The 23,697-nt window shown below is 69.4% G+C and carries 23 protein-coding genes; 4 read left to right on the top strand and 19 right to left on the bottom strand.

Annotation, left to right across the window (positions count from 1 at the left end):
- Positions 1-27 precede the first annotated feature (27 nt).
- The 18 genes from HDA45_RS15465 to HDA45_RS15545 all read right to left on the bottom strand — a co-directional run bounded on the left by HDA45_RS15465 (position 28) and on the right by HDA45_RS15545 (position 18,004).
- Complete coding sequence (locus HDA45_RS15465; protein WP_184895877.1) at positions 28-1,347, bottom strand: acyltransferase family protein; 1,320 nt, start codon at positions 1,345-1,347, stop codon at positions 28-30.
- A 489-nt stretch (positions 1,348-1,836) separates the two neighbouring features.
- Positions 1,837-3,507 carry an AMP-binding protein gene (locus HDA45_RS15470; RefSeq protein WP_184895879.1) on the bottom strand — a complete coding sequence of 557 codons (1,671 nt, stop codon included), beginning with the start codon at positions 3,505-3,507 and terminating at the stop codon, positions 1,837-1,839.
- A gap of 23 nt (positions 3,508-3,530) precedes the next feature.
- Entirely contained in the window at positions 3,531-6,308 is a 2,778-nt protein-coding gene (locus HDA45_RS15475; protein ID WP_184895887.1) for a cytochrome P450, read from the bottom strand.
- Positions 6,309-6,319: 11 nt separating this feature from the next.
- Positions 6,320-7,048 carry a class II aldolase/adducin family protein gene (locus HDA45_RS15480; RefSeq protein WP_221471132.1) on the bottom strand — a complete coding sequence of 243 codons (729 nt, stop codon included), beginning with the start codon at positions 7,046-7,048 and terminating at the stop codon, positions 6,320-6,322.
- Positions 7,045-7,167, bottom strand: a complete 123-nt coding sequence (locus tag HDA45_RS42795) for a hypothetical protein (protein WP_281400776.1) — start codon at positions 7,165-7,167, stop codon at positions 7,045-7,047. The genes HDA45_RS15480 and HDA45_RS42795 overlap by 4 nt, the downstream gene beginning before the upstream one ends.
- Entirely contained in the window at positions 7,164-7,796 is a 633-nt protein-coding gene (locus HDA45_RS15485) for a DsbA family protein (RefSeq protein WP_184895889.1), read from the bottom strand. Before HDA45_RS15485 ends, HDA45_RS42795 begins: the two co-directional genes overlap by 4 nt.
- Positions 7,793-8,713, bottom strand: a complete 921-nt coding sequence (locus HDA45_RS15490) for a thioesterase family protein (RefSeq protein WP_184895892.1) — start codon at positions 8,711-8,713, stop codon at positions 7,793-7,795. Before HDA45_RS15490 ends, HDA45_RS15485 begins: the two co-directional genes overlap by 4 nt.
- Positions 8,710-9,507, bottom strand: coding sequence for an alpha/beta fold hydrolase (locus HDA45_RS15495; protein WP_184895894.1), 798 nt, complete (start codon positions 9,505-9,507; stop codon positions 8,710-8,712). Before HDA45_RS15495 ends, HDA45_RS15490 begins: the two co-directional genes overlap by 4 nt.
- Positions 9,504-10,340: a beta-ketoacyl synthase N-terminal-like domain-containing protein gene (locus HDA45_RS15500; protein WP_184895896.1), complete on the bottom strand. Its 837-nt coding sequence runs from the start codon at positions 10,338-10,340 to the stop codon at positions 9,504-9,506. Before HDA45_RS15500 ends, HDA45_RS15495 begins: the two co-directional genes overlap by 4 nt.
- A complete protein-coding gene (locus tag HDA45_RS15505) occupies positions 10,337-11,452 on the bottom strand; it encodes a beta-ketoacyl synthase N-terminal-like domain-containing protein (protein WP_184895898.1) in 1,116 nt (371 codons plus the stop codon). The genes HDA45_RS15500 and HDA45_RS15505 overlap by 4 nt, the downstream gene beginning before the upstream one ends.
- A complete protein-coding gene (locus tag HDA45_RS15510) occupies positions 11,430-12,542 on the bottom strand; it encodes a beta-ketoacyl synthase N-terminal-like domain-containing protein (protein WP_184895900.1) in 1,113 nt (370 codons plus the stop codon). The genes HDA45_RS15505 and HDA45_RS15510 overlap by 23 nt, the downstream gene beginning before the upstream one ends.
- Entirely contained in the window at positions 12,539-13,741 is a 1,203-nt protein-coding gene (locus HDA45_RS15515) for a beta-ketoacyl synthase N-terminal-like domain-containing protein (protein WP_184895902.1), read from the bottom strand. The genes HDA45_RS15510 and HDA45_RS15515 overlap by 4 nt, the downstream gene beginning before the upstream one ends.
- Positions 13,742-13,744: 3 nt before the next feature.
- Positions 13,745-13,999: an acyl carrier protein gene (locus HDA45_RS15520; RefSeq protein ID WP_184895904.1), complete on the bottom strand. Its 255-nt coding sequence runs from the start codon at positions 13,997-13,999 to the stop codon at positions 13,745-13,747.
- 29 nt (positions 14,000-14,028) lie between these two features.
- Positions 14,029-14,493: a 3-hydroxyacyl-ACP dehydratase FabZ family protein gene (locus tag HDA45_RS15525; protein ID WP_184895906.1), complete on the bottom strand. Its 465-nt coding sequence runs from the start codon at positions 14,491-14,493 to the stop codon at positions 14,029-14,031.
- Positions 14,490-14,876: an ApeI family dehydratase gene (locus HDA45_RS15530; protein ID WP_184895908.1), complete on the bottom strand. Its 387-nt coding sequence runs from the start codon at positions 14,874-14,876 to the stop codon at positions 14,490-14,492. Before HDA45_RS15530 ends, HDA45_RS15525 begins: the two co-directional genes overlap by 4 nt.
- On the bottom strand, positions 14,873-15,613 hold the full coding sequence (fabG, locus tag HDA45_RS15535) for a 3-oxoacyl-[acyl-carrier-protein] reductase (protein WP_184895910.1): 741 nt from the start codon (positions 15,611-15,613) through the stop codon (positions 14,873-14,875). The genes HDA45_RS15530 and fabG overlap by 4 nt, the downstream gene beginning before the upstream one ends.
- A 37-nt stretch (positions 15,614-15,650) precedes the next feature.
- Entirely contained in the window at positions 15,651-16,862 is a 1,212-nt protein-coding gene (locus HDA45_RS15540) for a CaiB/BaiF CoA transferase family protein (protein ID WP_184895912.1), read from the bottom strand.
- 2 nt (positions 16,863-16,864) lie between these two features.
- Positions 16,865-18,004, bottom strand: a complete 1,140-nt coding sequence (locus HDA45_RS15545; protein ID WP_184895914.1) for a steroid 3-ketoacyl-CoA thiolase — start codon at positions 18,002-18,004, stop codon at positions 16,865-16,867.
- 168 nt (positions 18,005-18,172) lie between these two features.
- Here HDA45_RS15545 and HDA45_RS15550 point away from each other — a divergent pair, with 168 nt between their 5' ends.
- From HDA45_RS15550 to HDA45_RS15560, 3 genes are read left to right on the top strand one after another with little or no spacing between them, the layout of a single operon-like run.
- The gene (locus tag HDA45_RS15550; protein ID WP_184895916.1) at positions 18,173-19,330 is read left to right on the top strand and encodes an acyl-CoA dehydrogenase family protein; all 1,158 of its coding nucleotides are present in this window, start codon (positions 18,173-18,175) and stop codon (positions 19,328-19,330) included.
- 11 nt (positions 19,331-19,341) lie between these two features.
- On the top strand, positions 19,342-20,358 hold the full coding sequence (locus HDA45_RS15555) for an acyl-CoA dehydrogenase family protein (RefSeq protein ID WP_184895918.1): 1,017 nt from the start codon (positions 19,342-19,344) through the stop codon (positions 20,356-20,358).
- On the top strand, positions 20,355-21,449 hold the full coding sequence (locus tag HDA45_RS15560; RefSeq protein ID WP_184895920.1) for an LLM class flavin-dependent oxidoreductase: 1,095 nt from the start codon (positions 20,355-20,357) through the stop codon (positions 21,447-21,449). The genes HDA45_RS15555 and HDA45_RS15560 overlap by 4 nt, the downstream gene beginning before the upstream one ends.
- A gap of 381 nt (positions 21,450-21,830) precedes the next feature.
- On the opposite strand, the gene HDA45_RS15565 is transcribed toward HDA45_RS15560, so the two are convergent.
- The gene (locus HDA45_RS15565) at positions 21,831-22,250 is read right to left on the bottom strand and encodes an enediyne antibiotic chromoprotein (RefSeq protein ID WP_184895922.1); all 420 of its coding nucleotides are present in this window, start codon (positions 22,248-22,250) and stop codon (positions 21,831-21,833) included.
- 244 nt (positions 22,251-22,494) lie between these two features.
- On the opposite strand from HDA45_RS15565, the gene HDA45_RS15570 reads away from it, so the two are divergent.
- On the top strand, positions 22,495-23,679 hold the full coding sequence (locus tag HDA45_RS15570; protein WP_184895924.1) for a cytochrome P450: 1,185 nt from the start codon (positions 22,495-22,497) through the stop codon (positions 23,677-23,679).
- Positions 23,680-23,697 lie beyond the last annotated feature (18 nt).

The following is a 23,697-nucleotide window of genomic DNA, read 5'->3' on the forward strand; positions in this document are numbered from 1 at the left end:
CAGGCCGGAGGGTCCGATGGCGAAGGACTACACCGGGACCGATTCCTCACGCGGCCGCGGCAGCGTGGCCGCCTTACGGGCGGCGCGGCGCTTGATGAGCCGCTCACCCCAGTTCATCAGCGGCCTTTCGAGCAGGTAGTACGAGATCGTCGAAAGGATGATCGTGCCGACCAGGGTGACCAGTTGCAGTTCCCAGAACCCGGTGCCGGCGCGGATCAACATCAACGGCATCGGTTCCCCGTTGAAATAGGCGTTCGGCTTCTGCAGGTAGAAGTGCATCACCGCGAACTGCCACAGGTAGACCCCGTAGGAGATCTTGCCGATGAACAGGATCACCCGGTTGGTGAACACCGCGCGGATCAGGCGCGATTCGGGTCCGGGCGCGACCATCGCCAGCAGCAATGTCGCCGAGAGAATCGCCAAGAGTCCGTAGAAGATCCCGAGCGCGGTGAGACTGTAGTAATCGTCCATGCCGATTTCACTGCCGGGACGGGCACAGTTGATCAGCAGGCAGGTCAGCGCGATGCCCAGGAACAGAACGCGGTGGCGGCCGGCGAAGGCGAGCAGCTTGGGCGCCTCCTTCGGCGACGCTTTCTGCAGCTCCAGCCAGATCGCGATGACCATGCCGATCGCGACCTCCGGCATCAGGCCCATCGGGTACCAGAACAGCGCGCGGGTGCCGAGGCCGTTCATCTGCGAGTACAGCAGCCAGGCGATACCGGCCGCGAACAGCACCGGCACGGGCAGCATCATCCGGTACGCGCGTGCCCGCGCGGTCTGGCCGCGGGAGGCGAACTTGAAGGTCGCCCAGGCGAGCAGCGGAAGCAGGAGGTAGAACTGCGCCATGTCCGGCACGGTCCACGTGATCTCCATGCCGTTGCTCCAGCCGTCCCAGTCGTAGATGTGCAGGAGCAGCATCGGACGGAGGACGTCCCACAGGTTGTCGATCTGCTGGAGGTTCAGCGCGACCAGCACCACGAAGTACATCACGTAGTACGCGGGGAGCAGGCGCAGCACACGGCGGATGACCGTGCCTTCGCGTTTGCGCGGGGTGCCGTTGATGATCGACTTCGCGAACCCCTGATAGACGAACATGCCCGTGAGCACGAAGAAAACGCCCGCGAAGATCTGCAGACCGCCGGTGAAGAATCCGCCGACCGCGCTGGTCGAAGCGATCGTGCCGCCGAGTTCCTTGGTGCCCAGCACTCCCGCGATCATCGCGACGTGCGTGAAGAGCAGTGCCAGCGCGCAAACCCCGCGCAAGCCGTCGACGGCGAGATAGCGTTGTTTGGCGGGCTTTTCCGCGGCTGCGGGCGGCCCGCCTTTCCGCGTTGTGGTAACGCTCATTTGTGCGTCCTTTCTCCCAAAAGCTATGGGGTGAACCGCGCTCGAGCTTTTCCACGCCACGCGGCGGAACCCAGACCGATATCCGTCTGCCCTGCTAGCTTCGCACCGTCGTATGGGCCCCGTCTTATCCCATTCTGCGACCCTTTTTCGGGCTTACGTGGCGTGCTCGTGTTGTGACAGGTGACGCCGTTCCTGGTCGGGGCTGAAGGTTCAGACCCGAGTGGAGCGGGATGGCCGGATCACTCGTGATCGAGCGGCGATCACGCGTGATTGGAGCCGGATCACGCGTGATCGGCGACGTTTCACGGAGTTCGCCTTCTGATCACGCGAGATCCGTCTCCAATCACACGAATCACGCCTCGCTCACCTTGGGTTCAGGGCCGCACCAGCCCTTACTGGGACGTCGCGAAAGCCACTTTCGGGACATCAGACGTCCCGAAAGTGGCTTTCGCGACACGGCCGCTCGGCATCGGACGTGGCTGTCGCGCCTCAGGCGGCTTCTTCCTCCAGCCGTCGCGCGATGTCCGCCCGCAGGACCTTCTTGTCGATCTTCCCGATCGGGGTGCGCGGCATCGCGTCGACGATCACCAGCCGCTCCGGCAGTTTGAACCGGGCGACCCCCGCCGTCTCCATGACGTCGATGACGTCCCGCAGTTCGACCGAAGTGCCGGGCGTCGGGACGACGTAGAGGCAGCCGCGCTCACCCAGTACCGGATCCGGCATCGCGACCGAGGCCGCCATCTCCACCGAATCCAGTTGGTAGGCGAAGGATTCGACCTCTTCGGCCGCGATCTTCTCGCCACCGCGGTTGATCACGTCCTTGGTGCGCCCTTCGACGACGACGTAACCGTCCGGGCGCAGCCGCACGACGTCACCGGTGCGATACCAGCCGTCCGGGGTGAAGGCGCGCTCGTTGTGCTCGGGCGCACGGTAGTACCCGCGGATCGTGTACGGGCCGCGCGTGATCAGTTCGCCCTGCTCGTCCGGCGGGACCGGATTCCCGTCGGGGTCGACCACCCGCAGTTCGTCGGCCGGGTTGATCGGGCGGCCCTGGGTGTCACACGTGACGTCGAACGGGTCGTCCAGGCGGGTGAGGTTTGTCAGCCCCTCCGCCATGCCGTAGCCCTGTTGCAGCGTGCAGCCGAACACCGAGCTGATCTGACGCACCAGCTGGTCCTGCAGCCGCGCGGCGCCCAGGGTCAGCACCTCGAACGACGACAGGTCGTGATGCTGGTCGGCCTCGCGGTACTCGAGCCAGCGCACCACGATCGCCGGTACCACCGACGTCACCGTGGCACGTTCGGCTTCGATCGCGCCCAGCGAGTCACGAGCGGACGGCGACGGCGAGACGACCACCCGGCCGCCGGCCCACAGCACACCGAGGATCGCGCTGAGCGGGTAGTTGTGCCCGAACGGCAGCACCGCGAGATACACCGACGAGGCCACGAAGCCGAAAGCGTCGGCGGATCCGTCGACGTAGCAGGCGTAGTCGTCGTGGGTACGCGCGATGAGCTTCGGCAGACCCGTGGTACCACCGGAAAGGATCAGCAGCGCGACCGAACGCGGGTCGGGTGCGAGCGCGTCCAGTTCGGTGCGCGCCGCCTGAGGGTCCGGAGCCGGGGCGCACAACGCGCGCAGGTCCACGTGGCCGTCACGGACGTCCCCGGCGACGATGACGTGCTCGATCGTCTCGGCCCCGGCGGCGATCCCGGCCGCCAGTTCCTGGTGGTCGAAGTCCTTCACGCGGTCCGGCACGGCGATCGCGCGCGCCTCGGAAAGCTCGGCCAGATAGGACAGTTCGTGCCTGCGGTGCTGGATCAGCGCCATCACCGGGATCACGCCGAGCCGGAAGCACGCCAGCGTCAGCACGACGAACTCCCAGCCGTTGGGCAGCTGGAAGAGCAACCGGTCGTCCGGCCGGAGCCCGAGGGCTCGCAACCGCTGGGCGGCACCGTCCACACGGGACAGGAGCTCGGCGTAGGTCAGCCGGAAGTCTCCGTCGGTCAAGGCCTCGTCGTTCGGGGTCGCGTCCGCCGCGTCGACGAATCGCGAGGCGAGCGCCTGGCCCTTCCAGTGGCCTTCGGCGACGTAGCGCGCGACGAGGTCGGCAGGCCAGGGGACCGTTCCCTCATGGCTCGGCTGGACAGGTATCGAGGGCACGACGGCCTCCCTTTCTCTTGGAATCATCCGAAGCGCGCGGGCATGGTCTTGGCGCCGTTGACGAAGTTCGACTCGAGCCGGGTCACCGGTCCGGTCAGGCGCAGCTTGGACAGATGCGGCAGCAGCTCGGTCAGCAGCGTCGACATCTCCAGCCGGGCCAGATGCGCGCCGAGGCAGAAATGCGGGCCGATACCGAAGGACAGATGGGGGTTGGGATCGCGGCCGAGGTCGAGCCGGTCCGGGTCGGTGAACACGGCGGGGTCGCGGTTGGCGGAGGTGTAGTAGACGACGACCTTGTCGCCCTCGGCGATGGGCTGTCCGGCGATCTCCGTGTCCCGCAGCGCGGTGCGGCGGAACTGCATGATCGGGGTGACCCAGCGGATCAGCTCGTCGACCGCGGTGGCGACCGGTACCTCACCGGACACCAGCCGGTCACGTTCGGCCGGATTGGCCACGAGTGCCTCCAGCGAACCGGAGATCAGGTGACGGGTGGTCTCGTTGCCCGCGACCACCAGCAGCAGCCAGAAGCTGCAGAACTCCCTGTCGCTCAGGTGCTTCCCGTCGACCTCGGCGTTGACCAGCCTGCTGATCAGGTCGTCTGTCGGGTTCTCGCGCCGGGACATGCCGAGTTTCATCGCGTAGGCGAACGCTTCGGCGAAGGTCCGCCGGTAGGCGTCGACGTCGCCACCGCCGAACTCCGGATCGTCGAAGCCGACCAGCGCGTTGCTCCAGCGGTAGAGCAGATGCCGGTCCTCCGGCGGGAAACCGAGCAGATCGCACAGGACCAGAAGCGGCAACTCGGCGGCGAAATCGGCGACGGCGTCGAACTCCCCCGCCGCGGTGACCTTCTCCACCAGCCGCCGCGCGTGCCCGGCGATGCTGTCACTCAGCCCGCGGACCGACTTGGGCGTGAACACGGTCGCGACCAGACGGCGGATCCGGACGTGTTCCGGGCCGTCCATGCTCACCAGCAGCTGCCGGGTCTGCTTGAGGTCGCCCGGTGTCCGCGGGTCGGGCAGGAAGGCGCCCTTCGCCGCAGACGAGAACTCCTCCGGCCGCCGCGAAACCGAGTAGACGTCGTCGTAGCGTGTCACCGCCCAGTAACCGGAGCCGCGCTGGGCGGTGCGGCCGGCGCTGGAATGCCGGGTCAGCAACGGTTCCGGGGTCCAAGCGACCGGTTCGGTCTCACGACGACGGGCGAACTCCGCGTGCGGTACGCCGGCGGCGAAGGTCACCGGATGCGCGATGTCGGGCCGTTCGATCCCGATCGCGGAGAAACTCTTGCGCAGTACGTCCTTGCGGAGCTTGCCGGTCGCTTCCCGAGGGAGCCGGGCGATGACGTGGTACGACCTCGGTGTCTTGAAGCCCGCCAAAGACGTGCGGCAGAACGGGTCCAGCAGCGCGAAAAGGTCGGCGGGGGCGTCTTCGGCGACCTCGACGACGGCGGCCACCCGCTCGCCGAACTCGTCGTCGGGAACGCCGATCACCGCGACGTCGCGGACCACCGGATGGTTGAGCAGGACGGCCTCGATCTCGGCCGGGTACACGTTGACCCCGCCGGAGACGATCATGTCCTGCGCGCGCCCCGTCAGATAAAGGAAACCGTCCTCGTCGAGACGGCCGACGTCGCCGAAGGTGAAGGTGCCCGGCTCCAGATGCGCGGACCGCGTCTTCTCGGGGGCGTTGTGATACGAGAAGCTCTGGCCCTTGACCCGCCGGATGAAAACGCGCCCGGACGAGCCGACCGGTTGCGGCGTGCCGTCCTCGCCGAGGATCACGATCTCGTTCGGGGGCACGGCTTTGCCGACGCTGCCGGGGTGTGCGAGCCAGTCGCGCGAGTTGGTGAGCGTGACGGCGCCACCCTCGGTGGCACCGTAGTACTCCGTCAGCACGGGGCCCCACCAGTCGATCATCCGGCGCTTGACGTCCGGCGAGCAGGGGCCGCCACCGTGCCACACACGGCCGAGGCTCTTCCCCGAAAACCGCGCGCGGACCTCCGGGGGGAGCCGCAGCAGGCGGATGAACTGGGTCGGCACGAGATGCGCGGCGGTGATCCGCTCCCGGTCGATGATGTCCAAAGTGGACTCTGGATCGAACGAACGGCGGATCACCAGCGTCGAGCCCAGCAACAGGCCGAGCAGCGAGAAGAACAGCTGCGACGAGTGGTACCAAGGACCGTCGAGCAGGCATCGCTCACGCGAAGGGACGTCCAGGACGGCGTGCGCGTACCTGGTCAGTTTCGACACCCGGGAGAACGGCGCGCCGACGACGAAAAGACCGTTCACCACGCCCTTGGGCACGCCGGTCGTCCCCGACGTGTACAACATCGTGGCGCCGCAGGTCTGTCCCTCGGGCTCGGCCGCGGAGACCTCGGCCAGCAACGGTTCCACCGCTTCGAATCCGTGCTCGTCCGAGGCGCCGGTGACGAACAGTGTCGTGCACCCGCCGGTGGACTGGGCCACCGCGCGCCCGGCCGTCTCGGCGTACGAGGGCTCGACGACCAGGGCCTTGCTCCCGGAATCCGAGACGATGTAGGCGATTTCCGGATCGGTGAGGTGCCAGTTGACCGGTACCACGGTGATCCCGGAGTGCAGGCACGCCAGGAGCACCTCGAAGGTCTCCCGGCGGTTGCCGAGCACACAGGCCAGCCGGTCGCCCTCGCCGAGCCCCCGATCCCGCAGCAGGGTGATCCAGCGGTTCACCCGCTCCCCCAGCAGCCGCCAGCCGACAGCTCCCGCCTCGTCGACGATCGCGCTCCCGGCCCCGTCCTCGGCGATGTGGTCGTTCAGTAGCGTCGGCATGACCTTTCCCCTCAGTCCAGCAGATCCGGCTGCACGCGCACGAGATCGGCGTACAGCGGGCGGAAGTTGAGCCGCCCCATCCCCGGTGTGCCGATGGTCGACGCGGTGTGCCGCGCGACCCCGGGCTCGATCGGCACCGGTGTCCCGGCCGCCTCCGCGAGCAGTTGCACGTGGCACGAGCTGTCCATGGTGGTGAACCACCAGGCCGCCTCCTGCACGGTGCCGCCGACCGTGAGCAGCCCGTGATTGCGCAGGATCACCGCCTTGCCCGTGCCGAGACGGACCGCGATCCGCTTGCCCTCGTCGGAATCCAGCACCACCCCGCCGAACTCGTCGAAGACCTCGTGGTCCTCGTAGAACGCGCAGGCGTCCTGCGTGATCGGGTCGAGTTTGCGGCCCAGCGTCGCCCATGCGCGCCCGTAGGTGGAATGCGCGTGGGCGACGGCGACGACGTCGGGCCGTGCCGCGTGGACGTGCGAGTGGATGATGAACCCGGCCGGGTTGATCCTCCCGTCGCCTTCGACGACTTCGCCCCGGCTGTCGACCAGCAGGAGGTCACTGACCCGGACGTGTCCGAAGTGGACACCGAACGGGTTGATCCAGAACCTCTCCGGGTCGCCGGGGTCGCGGGCGGTCACGTGACCGCCGGCGCCCTCGTCGAAACCCCGCACCGCGAACAGCCGCATGGTCGCCGCCAGGCGTTGCTTGCGGTACAGCCGTTCCTCTTCGACGGTCCTCATCCGCAGCCGCCCGGGCTGTCCCAGTCGTAGACGGCGCCTTCGTCCAGCAGTTCGGGGGGCACGCCGTACCACTCGGACTGGGGCAGCTCGATGACCGTGGCGTCCTGGTCCTCGCTCATGCCGCACGCTCCTCTCGCGCCGCGGGCCGCCAGACTTCCAGGAACGCGTCCAGCCGGTCGAATCCCCAGAACCGGTGGCGGCCCCATTTGAAGTAGGGGATGCCGAAGATGTCGTCGAGATAGGCCTGGTAGAGACAGTCGACCCCTTCGGCGCGGATCTCCGGGTCGTCGACGGCGCCGACGGCCAGCTCCGGATCGAATCCGGCCCGCTCGGCGGCGGCGCGGACGACGTCGGGCTCGCAGATGTTGTCGCCGCGACCCCAGCGCGCCTCGTTGAGCGCGTCGTAGAACGGCCACTCGACACCCTCGCGGCGTGCGCGCAGCCAAGCCAGATGCGGCAGTTCCCACCACGGGTCGATGTCGATCGGCCAGGCCATCTTGCGGCCCTGCCCCTCGGCGATCCGCTTGGTGTCCATCAGCATGTACAGATGCTTCGCGCGGCTCATCTGCACGTAGTGGAACTCGCCGCCGCGTTCGTCGAGGCCGGCACCGGTCACCGTGTCCGGATCCCAGTACGGAAGGCACACCAGCTGTTCGAGCGCGCCGGGCACCTCGTCGCGCAGCCGGTTGATCGCGAGCCAGCTGTACGGGCTGCGCAGCGAAAAGTACAGCTTGGCGGGCCGGCTCACGCCCGGTCCCCGATCAGCGCGTGCACGACACCCTCGTCCAGCTGGGCCATCCCGCCCGCGCCCGGACCGGCCGCGATGGCGTAGCCGTGCAGGATCTGGGCGGTGGCCACCGGGACCAGTTCCGAGCCACGCTGGACGTAGCAGTCCATGCGGCCGTCGAACATGACCCCGCGCAGGATGTCGGTCACGGTGAACACGGTGTGCACCGTCTCCTCCATCCGCGCGTCCTCCAGCAGCCGGACGCGGGCGCGGGAGACGACCGGGATCCACGCGCGTTCGGACAGCATCCGGCCGACGGAGATACCGCGGTCGGCGAGGTAGCGGTCGACGACCTCCTCCAGCGTCCGGACGAAACCGGAGTGCTGGACGCGGTCGGAGTAGTGGCAGTAGAAGTACGGCGCCCGCCAGGACCACAGGAACGCGCCCGGCTCGGCGGTCAGCACCGACTCGGCGGTCTCCCCGGCGGGGATCGCGATCCGTTCCACTGTGGACGTCAGCGCCGGGACTTCCAGATGCGCCAGCGCCTCGGGAGCGGCCGCCGTGGTGTCCGCCGCCCGCTCTCGGACCAGCGCGACGGTGACCTTGCCGCGCAGCACGGTGACCTTCGCGCCGTCGCGGACCACCGACAGCTGGACGTTCAGCTTGTCGCCGCGGCCGGGGGTGACCTCGACTTCGACCTCGTCGTCGAGTTCCAGCACCGCGGGCAACTGCACCGAGCAGTCCACGATCTCCGCGCCGAGGCCGTGCTCGAGGAAGAGGTCGCGCGCACTCGTGCCCTGATCGCGCAGCCACTGCAGGACACCCTGCTCGACCAGGTACATGAAGTGCTTGAAACCGATCCAGGTGCGGATGTTGGCGCCCTCGAACGCGGGGCGGCCGTGCGTGACGGTCGTGCTTGGCCGCAGGACTGCGGTCATCGGAGCTCACCTACCTTCGGGATGGTCCGGACGTCCTCGACGAGGCCGGTCACCTCGGCCGCGGCGTACCGGGCGTAGCGAACGTGGAAGAAGTGGTCGCCGCGTTCGTGCGTGTGCAGCGTCGCGCCCGGCATACCGGCCGCGAGCGCGACAGCGGACTCGGCGGGCAACGTCGGGTCTTGGCCGCCGACAAGCACCTTCGTCGGGATCTCGACATTGCCGAGCTGGAGGTCGGCGCTCGCGGCGTAACGGTCGAACACCGACGCGAAGCCGAGCGGCCCGGCGCGGTTCAGCGCGATCTTGACCATGCCGTCGATCACCTCGGGGTCCAAAGTGGACGCTCGTTTGCCGAGCCTGGCGCGGACACCCTCGCCGACGTGCGCGGTGAACGTCTCGCGCGAGCGCTCGAACATCCGCCAGGTCACCTCGTACCGGGGCAGCCGGTAGAACGGGCAGAACAACGCCACCGACGAACCGACCCGCGGATCGAGCGCGCACATCAGCTCCAGCGCGGCGTTGGCGCCGAACGAGTGCGCCACGAGGACGTCCGGGGTGGTGCCGAGCAGGTCGAGGCCGTCGCCGAGCCAATGGCCGAAGGAGCGGTTGCGCCAGCGGAAGTCGTTGCCCGCCTTCCACGGCAGCTCCAGTGAAACGACCCGGTAGCCCTGGTCGAGATGCGCCGCCAGTGGCGTCCAGCTCTTCCAATGGCCTTCCATCCCGTGGGCGAACAGCACCAGCGGCGCGCCGGGCCTGCCGGGCGAGATCGTGTGCGCCTTCACCGCTGAACCGTTCACGGGGACCCCATCTCATCGCTGTGATCAGTGACGGCGACCGAAACCGCCGGTCCGCCGTCCGGCCGTCGCGGGCCGATGCCCACGCGGCCTTCGCCTTCCACGACGGCGAGGTGGGCGGCGAGCGCGAGCTCCACGACCCCGTGCGCGCCGTAGAAGTCGCCCCACTGTTCCTTGACGTCGAAACCGCCGGGTCCGACCGTGCGCGCGGCCTCCCCTTGCTCGAAGTCGACGACGGCGTGCCCGGAGTCCTCGCGCCAGGGCTCGAGGATCACGCACGCGCTCCCCGCGCGCAGTGGTCCGTCGTGCAGGATCGAAGCGATCTCGTCCTCCGGCTCGGCCCCGACGAGCACCACCCGCGTGGCCCGGCCGGAGCGCAGCAGCAGACTCGCCATCCGCAGACCGGCGAGCCCGGCGGTACTGCCGGAACACAGCATCAGGTTCGGACCGCCGAAACCGAACCACAGCGCGACCGTGCTGGCCACGACGTTCGGCGACACGTTGGGCGCGTCGAGCACGCTCACCGCGCGGCCGCCTTCCGCCTCGACCGCACGCGTGACCTTCGCGACCGTCTCGACGTTGCCGAGATTGCTGCACGCGACCACCGCGGTACCGGCTTCGATCGGCCCGGTGGCCCGTTGCCCCGGTTCGAAACCCAGCGCGCGATGCACCGCGCACAACGCGAGCCGAGTCGAAGGTTCCTTGTACAGCAGCCCTTTCCGGCCCAGGACGGCGGCGGCCTTCTCCGGCGGCGCGCCGTCGAACCCCTCGACGCCGGGCAGGTGCAGGCTCCAGCCGGTCAGGAGCAACCTGGTTTCCCTCTCGCGGCCGGTCATGCCCGCTCCAGCAGGGTGACGGCGTTGACCCCGCCGAACCCGAACGCGTTGACCTGCACCAGATCCGGCCGCGCGGCGACAGCGTCGCCGATGACGAGCCGCAATCCGGTGCCCTCGTCGAGGGGGTCGGTCAGGCCGGCGACCGCGGGCACCTCGCCGGAGGCGAAGATCCGCAGCGCGACGTCCACGTTGACCAGGGCGGCGCTGCCGGAGGTGTGCCCTGTCGAGCCCTTGACCGCGGTGACGAGCGGGTTCCCGCCGCCACCGAGGACGACCTTGCGCAACGCGTCGCATTCGACCGGATCGTTGAGCGCGGTGCCTGTCGCGTGCGCCACCACGACGTCCACTTCGGACGGGACGCGGCCCGCACGCGTGTAGGCGTCGGACATCGCGCGGGCGATGCCCTCGATGTCCGGCGCCGTGGCGTGGTAGGCGTCGCAGGAAAGACCGGTCGCGGCGACCCGGCCGAGCGCCGGGCCGTCCCAGGTCTCGGGCACGACGACGAGCGCCGCCGCGCCTTCGCCGAGGAGCACGCCGGTGCGCTCGCGGTCGAACGGCCGAACACGCTCTGTCGGTTCCTCGGCGACACGGCCGATCATGGCGAGCATCGACCGCGTCATCGCGTCGGCGGCGGCGACCACGACCGCGTCGCATTCGCCCAGTTCCAGAAGATCCTGCGCGAGCGCGAGAACGTGGCCGCCCGCGCTGCACGCGTTGACGACCGTGGTCACGTCCGTGACGCCGGGCAGGGTCTCGGCCACGACGTCGGCGAAGTCCAGCCGCCCGGCGGAAACGGTCTCGCCGGTGAGCGCGAGCCGTTCCACCGCGGACAGCTCACGCAGCCCGGTGCCGATCAGCACGGCGACCCGCCGCGTCTCCGTGTCCACACCGGACTGTGCGACGGCTTCTTTCAGGCATTCGGCCAAGAGCCGTCCCGCGCGGAACAGCTCGTCGTCGAGGCCGGCGTGGTAGCCGTAGGCGACATTCAGCTGCCCGGGGTCGCCGTACCGGAGCGGCGAGACGCCACAAGCGCCGCGGAGCAGGCCGTCGAAAGTCTCCGCGCCCGAACCGAGGCAGGTGCGCACCGCGCTACCCGCGATCAGGACCGCCATCGGCGTACCTCCTCACGATGGCGGCGCCCACGGCACCGTCCGCGCCTCGCGCGGTGAGCAGGCTCAACCCGCCGGGTCCGGAATCGCGCTCTTCGGCGAGCAGGACACCCAGCGCCACCGCGCCGGAGGCCGCGTCGCATTCGCCGAACAGCCGCTTGACCATGACCCGCTCCGGGCTGTGGCCGAGCGCGCGGACGATCGGGCCGTACTCGCGGCGGTCGTCGTCCTCGACTTCACCGGTGTACACAGTGGACACTTCGGCCGCGTCGGCGCCCGCCTTCGCCAGCACCCGGCTCACACATCCGGCGAGCGCGGTTTCGGCCGCGTCACCGCCGCCCGGCCCGTAGGCCGTAGCGACGGCGAGGACACCGGCACGCTGCCGCGTGCCCGCCCACTCCGGCGTGTTCTCCTTCGCCAGCACGAACATCCCGGCCGCCTCACCGGGGGCGACGACGTCGGTCGCGCCGGTCAGGTGGGTCGCCCACGCGCGGTGCGGGGTGAACTCCTCCACCGCGCCCGCGACGACGACGTCGACGTGACCGCGATCGATGGCGTTGCCCGCGTACCGGAGCACGTTGAGGAAACCGAGGGTGCCACCCGCGATGGTGGCGTTCACCCCGCGGAGGCCGAACCGGATGGCGACCTGACCGGCGGCGCAGTTCATCACCGTGTTCGGGAACAGCATCGGGTTGACCAGGTAGGGCTTGTCCTGCACCAGGGTCTCGCGGGTGTAGTCGCTGGTGGATTTGAAACTGCCCAGCGAAGTCCCGAGCACCACCCCGATCCGTGGCCGGGCCTCGTCGTCGAGGGACACCCCGGCCTCGCGCAGCGCTTCCTGGCAGCACACCACGGCCAGCCCGGTGGACCGGTCGTAGGTGCTGGTTCCCTTGCGCCCCAGGTGTTCCCGGGGGCTGAAGCTGGTGAGCACGTGCCCGCTCGCCGCGGGCAGCGGCTCCTCGTAGAGATCGCCGATCTCCTGACCCTTCTCGACCTGGCCCGCCTCCGCCAGCGCGAGCTTCTTCGCCAGCGCGTCCACGCCGACGCCCGCGGAGGTCAGCGCGCTCCAGCCGGTCACCACCACACCGCTCATTCCGGGGCTCCCAACATCACGATGGCGTTGTTGCCACCGAAGGCGAAACCGTCGTTCTGGACCACCCGGACGTTCGCCGGGCGCGCCGCGTTCGGGACCGGGTCGACGCCCAGTTCCGGATCGGCGGTGGTCCAGTTGACCGTGGGCGGCAGGAAACCGCGGTCGATCGCGATGGTCGAGGCGATCGCCCCGAATCCGCAGGCCGCGCCCATGGTGTGGCCGAGCATCGACTTGATCGAGCTGATCGGCGGCGGGCGCTCGCCGAAGACCTCGATCACGGCCTTGCTCTCGACCAGGTCGTTCACCGGCGTGCCGGTGCCGTGCGCGCAGATGTAGTCCACATCGGACGGTGAGATGCCGGAGTTGCGGTGGGCGATGCGCATGCATTCCGCGACCGTCGGCGCGTCCGGGGAGACCGGGTGGATGGCGTCGCAGTTGACGCCGTACCCGAGCAGCTCCGCGTAGATCGTCGCCCCCCTTTTCCGGGCGTGCTCCATGGTTTCCAGGGCCAGCACGGCTCCACCCTCGCCGGTGAGGATGCCCGCGCGGTCCTTGTCGAACGGGGTGCAGGCGTCCTTCGCCAGCGCGCCGAGCCGGAAGAACCCGGCGTGTGCCCAGCGGCACACCGAATCGGCGCCGCCGGCGAAGACGACGTCGGCCTCGCCGCCCGCGAGCAGGTCGTAGGCGTAGCCGATCGCGTAGTTGCTCGCCGAACAGGCCGTCGCGATGGTCAGCGACTCGCCGGACAACCCGAGTTCCTCGCTGACCGCGTTCGCCAGCCGGTTGGCGGGCAGCTGGGTCAGCAGCGCCGGGTCCTGCCCGGCGAAACCGTCGGCGATGATCTGCGCGGTGAGCGCCTCCGCGACCGCGGACTCACCGCTGGTGGTCCCCATGATCGCGTGGGCGCGCCCCGGCGCCACCGAGGTCAGGTCGAGCCGGGCGTCGGCGACCGCCAGCTGCGCGGCACTGGCCGCGAACTGGCTGGACCGCCCCCACCGCGCCGGATCCACCCGGCGGAGATGGGCGCCCGGATCGAAGGTCTGGACCTCGCCCGCGTTCCGGTGCGGGAACCCGGCCGGGTCGAAGCTGGTGATGGGCGAGATCCCGGATCGGCCGGTGCGCAGCGCCTCGGCGAACGCGGCTATCCCGATCCCGATGCTCGACACCGGGCCGACCCCGGTCACGACAACGCGGGCCACGGTTCATCCCTTCTTGACGGAGTGCCGGATCAGGGCGTCGTTGACCGCCTTGAGCGTGCGCAGCTCGGGCAGTTCCGCCTGCGGGATCTCGACCTTGTACTGCTTGTCGATACGGGCGAGGATCTCGATGGCACGGAGGGAATCGGCCTCGTAGTCGTCGATGAAGTCCCCGTTGTCCTCCAGCTCCTCGGGCTCGAGTTCGAGCACCTCGGCGACCAGCTCGCGAAGTTCCTCGAGCTGGGTGTCGGTCTGCGTCATGACGATCCTCCGATTTCGTTGTCCGGTTCTCACGCCGCGGGCCGCACGGGGCGTCGCGTCGCGGTCAGGGTGGTGACGGTGGCGATCAGGCGATCACCGACCCAGGTCCGCCCGGTGGCGAAGGCCGTGTCGGCCAGTACCGACTCCAGGCGGACCTCGTGGCGCAGCACGTCACCAGGACGGGCGGCGCCCGTGAAGCGGTAGTCACGGGCACCGATGAACATCAACGTCGAGTCGTCGTCCTCGACCGGCTCACGGCCGTCGAGCCAGAGGAGCGCGGCACTCTGCCCGAACGACTCGATCATCAGCGACTTCGGGTAGTCGTACCGGTCCGCCGGGGCGCCGTCGGGAATCCCCTCGAAGCACGGCTCCGTACCGGTGACCGCCTTGATCGTGACGATCGACTCGCCGGGGACCAGCTCCAGCACGCGGTCCACCAGCAGCAGCGGATACCGCTGCGGGAGCAGGACCCGGATGTCGTGGTGCTCGGTCATCCCGCCGCCTCCTCGAAGGAGGCGCGGATCTTGGCCGTCGTCGTCTCGCCGAGGGTGGCCTTGCCGGTCACGTCCCAGCCGTCCGGGGTGCGCTTCGCGGTGGCCGTCAGCACCATCCGGTCGCCGTCGAGCAGCGGCGCGAGGAAGCGGACCGACCGGACGGTGCTCAACCGGGCGCCCACGGCCTCCCGCATCGCCTGTTCCAGCGTCTCGATGACGAAGACGCCGGGGTACACGGCCTGGCCGGGGAAATGCCCGCGCAGATTGGGTTCCTTGCCGTCCACGGTGATCTGGGCGACGAGCTCGAGGTCGTCCCCCGAGGCCCGGACGTCCAGCGTGTCGACCGCCCGCAGCGGCGCGGCGAAGGCGGGGATACCGGTCACAGCGTGATCCCCCCGTCGACCTGCAGCACCTGTCCGGTGATGTAGGAGGCGCGGTCGGAGACCAGGAACGCGACCAGTTCGGCGACGTCCTCGCCGGTGCCGAAGCGTTTGGCCGGGATCTGCGTCAGTGCCTTGGCGCGCTGCTTGTCGCCGAGGGAACCGGTCATGTCGGTCTCGATGAACCCGGGCGCGACGACGTTGACCCGGACGCCGTGCCCGGCGACCTCCTTGGCCAGCGACTTGCTGAAGCCGATGATGCCCGCCTTGCTGGCGGAATAGGCGGTCTGGCCCGCGTGGCCGTAGACGCCGGCGACCGAGGACATGTTGACCACGACGCCGCCGCGGTTCTTCATGAACCGGAAGGCCATGGCGCGGCAGAAGTTCCAGGTGCCGGTGAGGTTCGTGGCGAGTACCGCGTGCCAGTCCTCGGCGCTGGCGAGCACCAGCGGGCTGTCCTTGGTGATGCCGGCGTTGTTGATCAGCAGGTCGATCGGGCCTAGCTTCTCCTCGGCGTCCTTGACGAATTGCTCGACGGCCGCCGAATCGGCGACGTCGCATTCCGCGAAATAGCCGGGTACGCCGATCGCGGCGACGTCCTCTTCGATTTCCGCCGACGCCGCGCTCGGTTTCGAGAAACAACCCGCGACGGCGTAGCCCTCCTGGGCCAGCCGCAGGGCCACGGCCCGGCCGATCCCTCGTGAAGCCCCGGTGACCAGGGCCCGGTGGTGCTCTGCCACGCCGCCTCCTCTGTTTCCCGCACAATTTGTTTCTATTTTATGAAGCGCGACGCAAACTATTCTTCTCATCGTTTGCCGCGAGTTCGGCGAACACTTCGACGGTGTCCGCGCCCGGCGTGGGAGCGCCGTGACGGACCTTCGTCGGGGTTCGGGAGAACTTCACCGCGGGCCCCACGATCGGTGCGGTGGATCCATTGCTCAGCACCGTTTCCTGCAGCATCGCGCGCGCTTGGACGTGCTCGTCGGCGACGGCTTCGGTGAGCGTGCGCACCGGCGCGGCGACGAGCCCGTTGTCGTTCAGCTCCTCGAGGGCGTCGGCCAACGGACGTCCCGCGCACCAGCCCGAAATCATCGCGTTGATCGGTTCTCGATTGGCCAGTCTTTCGACGTTCGTGCGGAATCCCTCCGCCCGGCCGAGTTCCGGTCTGCCGATGATTTCGGTGAGCGTGCGCCAGTGCCGGTTGATCGCGACAGCGAGATACAAATGGCCGTCGGCGCATTCGTAGACATTCGCCGGGACGACGAAATCGGTCTCGTTGCCCAACCTCGGTGGCGGGGCGCCGGTCGCGGCGAGGGTCGGCAGTCCGCTGCTGCTGGCGAGCAGGCAGTCCACCATGGCCACGTCGACGTGTTGCCCTTCCCCCGTCCGGTTCCGGTGTGCCAGTGCCGCGAGCGCGCCGATCGCCGCGTGCAGGCCCGCCAGCTCGTCGGCGAGGAACGTCGGAGCCCGGACGGGCGGCCCCTCCGGGAGGCCGTTGAGCGACATCCAGCCCGCCGCGGCCTGGATCGCGGGATCGTAGGCGGGCAGATGCGATTTCGGCCCGTACTGCCCGAAGCCGGACACCGAAACGAAAACGACGTCCTCGCGCGCCGCCCGGCAGGCCTCGTACCCGGCGCCCCAGCCGTCGAGGGTGCCGGGTTTGTAGTTCTCGACCACGATGTCCGCGTGGGCGACCAGTTCCAGGAACCGCGCGCGATCGAGGTCGGCGCGCAGGTCGAGCCCGGCACTGCGTTTGTTGCGGTGCACGGTTTCCCGGAACCACGAAAGCCCGGTGCCGGGGATGTTCGGCGGCACTTCGCCGTCGTGGCCGTCGGCGAGCTCGATCCGGACCACGTCGGCCCCCAGATCCGCCATGACGCAGGTGGCGAGCGGACCGGACCAGACCTTGGTCACGTCCAGGACGCGCACACCCTCCAGCGGGCCGGCCGAACCGGCCCGCGCACGGCGGAAGAACTCCTCTTCGCGCATGGTCAAAGCCTTTCCAGCAGGGAGGCGGTGCCCAGCGAACCGCCGCAGCACATGGTGATCAGCGCCGTCGAGGTGTCGGTGCGCTCGAGCTCGTGCAGCGCGGTCACCAGCAGCCTGGTCCCGGTCGCGCCCAGCGGGTGACCGAGCGCGATGGCGCCGCCGTTGACGTTGACGCGGTCGATGTCCGCGCCGTGCGCCTTGGCCCAGTTGAGCACCACCCCTGCGAAGGCCTCGTTCACCTCGCAGATGTCCACATCGGACAGTCGGCGGCCGGTCCGGCGCAAGACCCGTTCGGTGGCGACCACGGGCCCGTCGAGCAGGTAGTACGGATCGGCGCCGGTGACGACCTGGCCGACCAGCCGTGCGCGCGGGGTCAGGCCCAGCGCGCGGGCCTTGCCGTACGACATCCAGAGGATCGCGGCGGCGCCGTCGGAGATCTGGGACGTCGACCCCGCGGTGTGCACCGCGCCCTCGATGTTGGGCCGCAGCGCGGCGAGCCCCTCGCGGGTGGTTTCGCGGATGCCTTCGTCGCGAGTGACCGCGCCGACCGGGGAGACTTCACGGTCGAACCGGCCCTCTTCCCACGCCCGCGCCGCGCGCTGCTGGGAGAGCAGGCCGTAGTCGTCGGCGTCCGCGCGCCCGATGCCTTCGCGTTCGGCGATCCGCTCCGCGCCGCCGAACTGCGCCTTGGGCGGATCGTCCCACGGGTAGTCGCGCGTCTTGTAGTGCCCGGGGCCCTGGTACAGGTTCGTCCCGATCGGCACCCGGCTCATCGACTCGACGCCGCAGGCGATCCCGGTGTCGATGGCGTCCGCGGCGATCAACGCGGAGATCAGATGGTTCGCCTGCTGCGCCGATCCACAGGAAACGTCCACTGTGGAGCAACCGACGCCGGGGTCGTGTCCGGAGTTGAGCCAGGCGTTGCGGGTGACGTTGAGGCTCTGTTCGCCGGACTGGGTCACGCAGCCGCCGATGATCTGGTCGACGTCGCCGGGTTCGATGCCGGCTCGGGCGATGACCTCCAGCTGGACGTGCCGCATCAGTTCGACGGCCTTGAGGTCGGCGAGCACCCCGCCGCGCTTGCCGAGCGGGGTGCGGACGGCGGAGACGATGACCGGGGTGCGGTCGTTCAGCGCGGCCACGGGCGGGTACCTGCCTCTCCACCGGACGCGGTGCCCGGCTCCACCATCGTGGTGCGGCCCCGGCAGGGGAACGTCTCTCGGATTGCGGACCCAGCAGGGGTTTCTCCGTAGTTGCGGGAATGGCTCGCGCACCCCCTCACGATCATCGAGGCTGGTTATGGTGCCTCTATGCGGCTGGACGACAGCGAAGATCAAGCGGCATTCCGGGCGGGCCTCAAAGCCTGGCTCGCCGAGCAGTTACCCGAAACCACGCCGAGCGCGCCTCGCGCGTGGTCCGCCGACGAGTTGCGCGCCTGGAGCAAGGCGTTGCACGCGGCCGGATACGCCGGTCTGACCTGGCCCGCCGATCATGGCGGCCGGGGGCTTTCCCCCGCGTACCAAGCCATCTACGCCGAAGAGAGCGCGCTGGCCGAGGCACCGGACCACGCCGGGGTGATCGGGCTGGGCATGGTCGGCCCCGCGATCGTCCACTATGGAACGGACGGGCAGAAGGCCACCCATCTCCCCCGGATCCTTTCCGGGGAAACGATCTTCTGCCAGGGCTTCTCCGAGCCGGACGCCGGATCGGACCTCGCCTCGGTGCGCACCCGGGCCCGCCGCACCGACGGCGGCTACGTCATCGACGGTGAAAAGGTCTGGTCCTCCTACGCCCATTTGGCCGACCATTGCCTGCTGCTCGCCCGCACCGACCCGGACGCGGCCAAACACCGCGGGCTGACCTGCTTCCTGCTCGACATGCGCGCACCCGGCGTCGAGGTGCGGCCGCTGCGGCAGCTGTCCGGTGACACCGACTTCAACCAGATCCTGCTGACCGGCGTCGAGATCCCCGAAGAGTGCGTGCTCGGCGAGCCGGGACAGGGCTGGCGGGTCGCGCTGACCACCCTCGCGCACGAACGCGGCACTTTCGGCATCACGCTCACCGCGCGGCTGGCCGTCCAGCTCGACAGGCTGGTCAAGACAGCCAAGGCGTGCGGAGGCGACACCGACCCGCGGGTCCGGGCCGAGATCGCCGAGCTGTACGTCGACCTGCAGGGCCTGCGCTTCACCGGATACCGCGCGCTGGCCGCGATGGAACGGACCGGCGAGCCGGGACCGGAGAGTTCGATCCTGAAACTGCGCTGGTCGCAGGCGAACCAGCGGGTCAGCGCGCTCGCGCTGCGGCTGCTCGGCGCCGGTGCGGCGGCCGACGGGACCGACGCCTTCTGGGACGGCTACTGGCAGCACCAGCGGTTGCGCAGCCGGGCCAACAGCATCGAGGGCGGAACGTCGGAGATCCTGCGCGGCATCGTCGCGGAGCGGGTCCTCGGCCTGCCGAAATCACGTTAGGGGGACTATCGATGGACTTCGCGCTGACCGAGGACCAAGCCGGGCTCAAGGCCGCTGCCCGCACCTACCTCGAGGACACCTACGGCCTCGAGCGGATAGCGGCGCTGGCCGACGACGGCGCGCAGGACCTCGCCGCCTGGCCCGAGCTGGTCCGGCAGGGCTGGCTCGACCCGGACCTCGGCCTGGCGGAGTTCGTCCTGCTGGCCGAGGAAGGCGGCCGTGCGCTGCACCCGGTGCCGTGGTTCGCCACGGCGGCGTCGGCACTGCCGGTGTACCTGGCCGCGGGCGTCGACCTGCCCGGACCGGCGACGCTCGCCGACGGCTCCACCACCTGCCGCGCGACACGGCGCGACGGCGGCTGGCGGCTGGACGGCGCGGTACAAGCGGTCTTGCACGCCGACGTCGCCACGGAGCTCGTGGTCGCGGCCCGGACGCCGGCCGGGGTGGCGCTGTTCGGCGTCGGCCCGGATGCCGTTTCCGTTTCCCCGCGTACCGGCGTCGACCCGCTTCGGGCGACGTCGGATGTCGCACTGGCCGGGGCCGAAGGCCGGCTGCTCGCCGGGCCGCCGTCCGCCGCGCCGCTGCTCGTCGCGATCCGCGGCCGGGCCACGACCTTGCTCGCGGGCGAGGCCATCGGCGTCGCGGACCGGGCGCTGGAGATCGCCGTCGAGCACGCGAAGACACGGACCCAGTTCGACCGTCCCATCGGTTCGTTCCAGGCGGTGAGCCAGCAGCTCGCCGACGGTTACGCCGAGGTCGAGCTCGCGCGTTCGCTGGCCTACCGCGCCGCGGTCGTGCCGCAGGACGGCGGGCCCGCCGCGGTGGAAGCGGTCTCGTGCGCCGCCCACGCCGCGAGCCGCGCGGCGATCTCCGTCTGCGAGACGGCGATCCAGGTCTGCGGCGGGATGGGCGTCACCTGGGAATTCCCGCTGCACCGCTGGTTCCGGCGCGCGTTGTGGCTGGAGGCGGAACTCGCCAAGGGACCGTTGGAAGCGATCGCGCACTCACTGTTCGGAGAGCACTCATGAGCCTGCAACTGCACTGGTTCCTGCCGTCGCACGGCGACGGGCGGGAGGTCGCCAAAACCGCCGACGGGGTCGCGGCGCCCGGCGCCCGGCGCGAGCCGGACCTCGAGTACCTGACCCAGGTCGCGCTCGCCGCGGACCGCTTCGGGTTCACCGGGATGCTCACGCCGTTCGGGTTGTTCTGCGAAGACCCGTGGGTCGTGGCCTCGGCGCTGGCGGGCGCGACGCGGTCGGTCAAGTTCATGATCGCGATGCGGCCGGGATTCATCTCGCCGCTGCTGGCCGCGCAGACCGCGGCGACGTTCCAGCGTGTCTCCGATTCGAGACTGCTGCTGAACATCGTGACCGGCGGAGACCCCGACGAGCAGCGCCGCTACGGCGACTGGCTCGACCACGATCAGCGGTACGCGCGCACCGGCGAATTCATGGACGTCTTCCGCCAGGCATGGCCGGGTTCGCGGTTCGACTTCACCGGCACGCACTACACCTTGAAGGCCGGGCTGATCGCGCGGCCGCATTCGGTGCGCCCGACCCTGTTCCTCGGCGGTTCTTCGTCGGCGGCGCTCGAAGTCGCGGCCGCACAGGCGGATGTGCTGCTGATGTGGGGCGAAACGCCCGCCGCGATGGCCTCGCATCTCGAGCGGTCGCGGGCGCGGGCGGAGGCACTGGGACGTTCGTTGCGCTTCGGCACGCGATTCCACGTGATCAGCCGCGACACCTCGGCCGAGGCGTGGAAGGTGGCCGACCAACTGCTCGCCGGCATGGATCCGGCCCGGATCCGGCAGGCGCAGGAACGGTTCGCCGCCACCGAATCCGAGGGCCAGCGGCGGATGGCGGCGCTGCACTCCGGCAGCACCGACTCCCTGGAGATCCACCCGAACGTCTGGGCGGGCTATGGCTTGGTCCGTCCCGGTGTCGGCACGGCGCTGGTGGGCAGCCACGAAGAAGTGGCCGAGCGGATCGAGGAATACCATTCCCTCGGTCTCGACCATCTGATCCTTTCCGCCCAGCCGCATCTCGAAGAGGCCTACACATTCGGCGAAGGCGTGATGCCGTTGCTGCGCAAACGTGGCCTTCTCGCCGAAACGCTCTGAAGCAGGCGGTTCGGGTTGGTCGTGAGTGGCGACGCGGACCAGAAACTGCGGTTCGCGGCGATGCCGGAGGCGTGACTCACGTGATTGAAGGCGGAACTCATGTGTGCGGTGTCTGATCACACGAGTCACGCCTTCCATCACACGAGATCCGGGGCGGATCACGTGTGTTTCGGTGCCACCTTTGCCCCTCAATAGGTGTCGCGAAAGCCACTTTCGGGACGTCTGATGTCCCGAAAGTGGCTTTCGCGACACGGGCCATCCGAGTCGGGTGCCCTCACGTGCATTGCGGCCTTCGTGCCCTTATCCTGTTACTCGACGGTGGAGGAATTGGGACACGCGACGTCCCAATTCCTCCATCGCCGTTCGTTCTGACCGCGAGTGTCAGCTGAAGCTGATGATCACACCGCCGCCGTTGCCCGCGGCGTCACCGAGGCCGACGACGCAGGTGATGACCTTGCAGTCCACCGCGCCGTAGCTGCTGCCGTCGGGCAGGACACCGGTGAAGTTCTTCTGCACGGTGACCGGGCTCGAGATCTTCCCGGACGCGTCAGCCACCAGCGAAAGCTGCGAAGGGCTGCAAGGGAACTGACCCGTCGCGTCCTGGGCACACTCGCCCACACGATAAGTCGCGCCCGGCGTGAGGCCGGTTCCGGTCACCTGGACCACCGCACCGTCCGAGAGCCCCGAGGCCGGCGTGACCGTGACGGCCGCCGCGGCGGAAGCGCCCGGTGCGACGACGGCCAGCAGGCCGAGAGCGGCGATGGCGGAACCGGCGAACTTGGCGACAAGCTTTGCGGACACAGTAATCACTCCGATTCATTGCTGGGGATTTTCCGACTTACCAGGCGCGGGTTCCGTTGCCCCCCGGCGTCCTGGAAACAACGTTACGATCACCCGACCTAGATCGTCAACTCTTTCTTCGAGCAGTTTTCGAGTAGGCCACAAGAAAAAACGTGCAATAAACTCGCGCGCTTCATGCGTAATTCACGGGTTAAAGGCCGGTCAGGAGAAGAGGGCCGGAGGGCGCGCACGGGAACCTGATTCGGTGACCTCTTCCAGCTCCGACTTCCTGTTCGGGGGCGCGCCAGAAAGGCACGCCGCCTACTCCGCGCTGCGCGAAAGCGGCCCTGTCCGAAGGATCACGCTCTCCTCGGGTACCAGCGGCTGGCTGGTGAGCGGCTACGCCGAGGTCCGCCAGGCGCTCGCGCATCCGGGACTGAGCGGACGCACCGGTGTCGTCGGCGACCGGCGCGGACTGTCCGAGGACGTCCGGCTCGGCATGAACACCCACATGCTGAACCTCGACCCGCCGGACCACACCCGGCTCAGAAGGCTCGTGTCCGCCGCGTTCACCGTGCGCCGGATCGCCCAGCTGCGCCCCAGGATCGAGGCCATCACGGCCGAACTCCTCGACGCCGTCGCCGACTTCGACGAGGTCGACCTGATCAAGGCGCTCGCCCTGCCGCTGCCGATCCGCATCCTCACCGAGATGCTGGGCGTACCGGAGGACGAGGCCGGCGCCTTCCACGGCTGGACCGAAATCCTCACCGCCAGCGCGCTCCCCGTCGACGAACTCGACGCGGCCGCCGCCGAAATGTTGCGCTATGTCAGGAAACTCCTCGCCGAGAAACGTGAGAACCCCGGCACGGACCTGCTTTCCGCGCTCGTCACGGTGCACGACGGCGACGACAGGCTGACCGAGCACGAGCTGACCTCGATGGTCTTCCTCCTGCTCATCGCCGGGCACGAGACCACCGTCCACCTCATCGGCAACGCCACTCTCGCCCTGCTCGAGAACCCGGCCCAGCTCGCCGCGTTGCGCGCGAACCCGGAGGGAATGCCCGCCGCGGTGGAGGAATTCCTGCGCTACGAAAGTCCTGTGCACGCGGCGATGCGCTACTCCAACCAGGAAGTCGAGCTCGGCGGCGTGACGATCCCGGCGGGCTCGCTGGTCATCGTTTCCCTGCTGGCCGCGAACCGTGACCCCGCACGCTTCCCCGGCGCGGACGCGCTGGAACTCGACCGCGGGGACAACCCCCAGCTCGCCTTCGGACACGGCATCCACCATTGTCTCGGCGCACCGATGGCCCGGCTCGAAGGCGGGATCGCGATCGCCGCTCTGCTCACCCGGTTCCCGAACCTGCGCGAGGCCGTTCCCGCGGAAAGTCTCCGCTGGCGCGTCAGCATGGTGATGCACGGTCTCGAAGCCCTTCCCGTCCGGCTTCGCTGACGAGTGTCCTTAAAGGAC

Origin of the sequence: Amycolatopsis umgeniensis (assembly GCF_014205155.1) — a bacterium.
Classification (GTDB): domain Bacteria; phylum Actinomycetota; class Actinomycetes; order Mycobacteriales; family Pseudonocardiaceae; genus Amycolatopsis; species Amycolatopsis umgeniensis.